Annotated in this window: 6 protein-coding genes; 3 read left to right on the top strand and 3 right to left on the bottom strand. The window is 67.9% G+C overall.

Annotation, left to right across the window (positions count from 1 at the left end; all coding sequences use genetic code 11):
• The coding region (locus tag EES42_RS45665) for a hypothetical protein (RefSeq protein WP_206433664.1) at positions 1–211 on the top strand (211 nt) is incomplete at its 5' end.
• A gap of 618 nt (positions 212–829) precedes the next feature.
• On the opposite strand, the gene EES42_RS31160 is transcribed toward EES42_RS45665, so the two are convergent.
• Positions 830–1096 (bottom strand): hypothetical protein, encoded by a 267-nt coding sequence (locus EES42_RS31160; protein WP_124721652.1) that lies wholly within the window; start codon positions 1094–1096, stop codon positions 830–832.
• A 582-nt stretch (positions 1097–1678) separates the two neighbouring features.
• On the bottom strand, positions 1679–2542 hold the full coding sequence (locus tag EES42_RS31155; protein ID WP_164495394.1) for a helix-turn-helix domain-containing protein: 864 nt from the start codon (positions 2540–2542) through the stop codon (positions 1679–1681).
• Between the two features lie 198 nt (positions 2543–2740).
• Between EES42_RS31155 and EES42_RS31150 the strand changes: the two genes are divergently transcribed.
• Entirely contained in the window at positions 2741–3100 is a 360-nt protein-coding gene (locus EES42_RS31150) for a hypothetical protein (protein ID WP_124721650.1), read from the top strand.
• A gap of 134 nt (positions 3101–3234) precedes the next feature.
• On the opposite strand, the gene EES42_RS31145 is transcribed toward EES42_RS31150, so the two are convergent.
• Positions 3235–3558 carry a hypothetical protein gene (locus EES42_RS31145; RefSeq protein WP_124721649.1) on the bottom strand — a complete coding sequence of 108 codons (324 nt, stop codon included), beginning with the start codon at positions 3556–3558 and terminating at the stop codon, positions 3235–3237.
• A gap of 91 nt (positions 3559–3649) precedes the next feature.
• Here EES42_RS31145 and EES42_RS31140 point away from each other — a divergent pair, with 91 nt between their 5' ends.
• A complete protein-coding gene (locus EES42_RS31140; protein ID WP_124721648.1) occupies positions 3650–3910 on the top strand; it encodes a hypothetical protein in 261 nt (86 codons plus the stop codon).
• The last annotated feature ends 67 nt before the right edge of the window (positions 3911–3977 follow it).

The raw sequence follows: 3977 nt of genomic DNA, 5'->3' as shown, positions 1-3977 counted from the left end.
CGAGGGCACCCGTGTCAAAGCGGCACAGAGCATTTTGATTGCGCAAGGCGAGCGTGGGCAACCCCGACTTTGGATAACTGAGGGCACGCCAGGCACAGTGGAAGAGAGCCGGGCAGCCGGACCAATCAAGCGTCTGCTGACTGTCAGGCTCGATAACGGGTTCACCGTGACTGACATCGACCAGACGTACTTCACCGCCAACGAAGACTGAATCGAAGCAGATTCCGTAGCGCCCCACACCCCTTGTGGGAACTGCTCCGGGCCGTACCCGACCTCGCTCTCCTGAAGCCGTGCTGGCGAGAGTCGGCGCAACGCTCTCATGTGTCACTAGAGTCCAGCTGCCACACGAACCCCGGCCTACGAGCCTCGCCGTGCGTGGCACGCGCAGCTGGCATGACGACTCATACCCCTGCCACCGCCAGGCGCAAGGCTAAGAAGGCCCGCTGCGGCATCGTGCACTGGCGTCTCCTCATCCCTGCCCAGCAGAAAATGCTGATCACCCGCTACCCCCACGGCCCCCGGGCCCAGACCAGTTCCTCCTGGACCACTACGAAATCCGCCCCGACGTCCTCGCGTCCCTGCTCGGCATGCGCCGCTGGACCGTCCGCCGACTCGCCCACGGCTGGGCGATCCCGCTCGGCTACGCCCGGCGCGACCAGATGCGCTCGCGTGTCCTGCGCCTGATCTGTCCTTTGTGTCAGAAGGAGGACCAGACCGAGTGGGAGCGCGAGGCCGTCAGGGAGAAGGCACGCGACATCCGACGCAAGGCCCGCCAAGCGCCACGTACATCAGCGCGGCGACCGTGATCCGAATCCTGGAGGCGCGCCGGTCAGGCGTCCGGTCGCCCGGGCGGGCGCTTGGCGCGCACGGGCAGCCCGGCCTCGGTCAGCCAGCGGTAGAGCACGGTGGGACCCACGCGCGCGAGTTCGCGAATCCGGTTGCGCTCCGCGCCCGCACGGGCGGCAGTGATCGCGGCCGGTTTGATCTCCTCGTCCAGGATGCGGTCGGCCTCGGTCAGCAGCTCGGTCCGGCGGGCGCTGGCGTCGGCCACGACGCGGAGCGCGGCGGCCTGCTGTTCTTCTCGAATCTCAGTCACAGGGGAGAGTCTGACTGCCTTTCATGCCGCGCCGCTCGGGGAAGCAGCGACTGGAGCGACTGACTTCACGGGTTGGGCCGAAACGGCCGGGAAGGGTCCTCTGTGAGGAAGGGGCTGTTGCGCCGGAGGGCGGCGAGCGCGCCTCGCGGTGTCAGAGGCGGATGCCGGAAAGCCGGGACAGTCTCTTCAGCTCCGGGTTCGCGCGGCGGGAGGTTGTGCAGGCTGGTCAGGGAGGCGTGCTCGGCCCGCCAGATCGGCAGGTGCTCGGGGGCGATGATGCTGTTCGCGCAGCGTGCCGGCTGGCAGCGGTCGATGAGCGGTCCGCGGTGGCCCGGTGGGACGACGGTATCCCCCTGTTCGAGGAGGCGAGGCGGGCATCGCTGTACTCAACGCGGAACTGCTGCCGGACCGGGCCTGACGTTCCAGTGCAGGACGGTTCGGTCGGGCCGAAACGTCCCATGGGTAGCGTGCCGAACGCAGCCCGCCGGCGGCGAACCGGCCCCGCCGGGAGTGGTCACCGGAGGATGCCGTGGCGGTCCCAGCGGAAAGTCGCACCGGACCGTCGACGGGCCCACGACGGCTTCAATGATCGAAGACATTGGCCAGCCGTCCTTCAATAGGAGCCCTGCGGGACACGGCACGGTCGGTGAGAAGGCATAGCTGTGCCGGGGTGAGTCCGGCAAGGTCGCGGAAGTCGCGGTTCATGTGCGCCTGGTCGTAGTAGCCACACACAGCCGCCCGGTCAGCCAGCGACCTGCAGGCACCAGTCGGTAAGGTGAGCGCCCGTTGAAACCGCAGTATCCGGCTGGCGGTTCGCGACGGCAGTCCGATCTGCTCGCGGAGGAGCACCTGGAGCCGCCGACTGCCGCGGCCCGTGGCAGCGGCCAATTCTTTGGCGGATACCTGTCCGTGGCCAGCGCGCAGCCGGCTCCACACCTCGGCAACGACTGGCGAGGGCAGTGGCGCGTCCACCATCCGCCGCGCCAAGGCGTTGTCAATGACCGCCCAGCGGCTTTCCCAATCCGGCATCGCCATGAGCTGCTCGGTAAGCCTGGCCGACCAGCCAGCGCCCAGCACCTCATCAGGGTGCAGGTGAGTATTGGTCAGGTGGTGCAACGGCAGCCCCAGGCACTGGTACGCGCCGAGCGGAGTGAATTCCACCTCGACCGATTCCGCGACGCCCGTGTAACCCCCACTCACCGACGACGTCCGCAGACCGGCGAGCATCGCATGCCACGCCGTCCGCTCCGCCGGAGCGCTCCGGGCCTCGTGGAACAGATGCAAAGGATCTCCCCAGCCCAGAATCAATGTCACCGTGGCCGCGGGAAGGGTGAGCCTGACCGGTCCCCGCCCTGCAGTGCGATGCCCTCGATACATCACCACCTGAGCCCGTAATCGCTCGGAAGCGCGACGCTCCGCATACTCGCCCTTGGTCCTCGATTCCATGGACGTATCAACCTCCTGCTGGGACCCCGTACCAGTGCGTGCCATTCGTCTCGCATGTAGAGAGTGCGCCTTTGTACAAGACGACCGCCCAGGCTCCGCAGCAATCTGGACACACACCGCGCGCGGCGCCCGTCATCTTGACGCGGGCACCGCGCCGGACCGGGCACCACCCACCGACCACGAATGAGGAGCATCTCCATGCGCATTCGCCGACTCCTGGCGACCGCCGGTCTCAGCACGGCCCTCGCCCTCGGCGCGACTGCCTTCCCCGCGGTCGCATCTACTGCCACAGCGGCGCCAACCGCCGACTGCACGTCGGACTCCATCTTCCTGGACGGCGCAAAGGCCTACTACCAGGAGTGCTTCGACGGTGCGCGTACCCGAGTCAAGGGATGGGTCGAGGACACCGACGCAGACGGGGCATGCGCCTACCTCACTGTGAACATGGACAACGGCTACTTCGGCTCGTGGAAGGCGTGCCCCAAGGGCACTCGCACACCGGTAGACACCGGCTACCAGGGTGCGTTCTATGCCGAAGTCCGGCTCGGCATGTGGTGATCACCTTGCCATCGGTGGACGTGGCCGGTTCGCCGACATCCCACGCGCGCCCCTGACTGCGTGCGCGACGGCTGGATCATCAACAGCAACCTCGGCGACGACTACGCCCTCAAGCAGGATCCGAACGCCGGCCACTAACGGCTGCACGGCTCCGCCGGTCTTCCACCCCCGGCGAGGCCGTGCGGCGCGACCAGGAGTGCGACCAGAGCTGCGACGACCAGCTGCGCGCCCAGGCCGACCGCCTCGGCCTTCACCACGCGGCCCAGCTGGTCGCCCTGGGAGGCCGCGCCCACATCGATGCCGTCGCCGCCGTCCTGGGAGTTCTCGTGGGGAAACGGCCCGAGAGCGGAGTGCGTCCGGCCTGTGGTGATCTGCTGCTCGATGAGGCGGGCCAGCGTCGGCGGCAGAAGCACGGGGTGCTTGTCGAAGGTGAAGGACCCGGACCCAGATCTCGGCATCGGCCGGCACCTCGGCGACACCGGCTTCGGCGGCCGTCGCGGCGACTTCGGAGACGGCCTCACCTGTGGAGGACGTCCTCGGGCCCCGTCAGTGAGCAACGAGCCGTGGCCTGTCAGGCTGTCGCCGCAGGCAGCCAAGGCGCTCGGCGACCTCCCCGATCACGCCAAGGAGATGCTGCGCGACCTTCTGGACATCGCTGCCCGCTCTCCTTGGGGTTTTCCGCAGTGGAACGCTAACGATCCAGAAGGTGAGGACGTACGGGCCGCCTCGGTCGGTCAGCTCAGCGTCATCTACTTCCTCAACCGCCACCAGCGGCACTTGTCCGTACTCGACATCGTCTGGCTCGGGTAGCCACTCACAGGCTGACGCGACCTGGAGCAGACGCGGAGAGGCCTCGAAGCCAGTGCTGCGACGGCCA

The organism is Streptomyces sp. ADI95-17 (genome assembly GCF_003846175.1).
Lineage (GTDB): Bacteria > Actinomycetota > Actinomycetes > Streptomycetales > Streptomycetaceae > Streptomyces > Streptomyces sanglieri.
The sequence above is the reverse complement of the archived record's forward strand: the minus strand, read 5'-3'. Positions and strand labels throughout refer to the sequence as shown.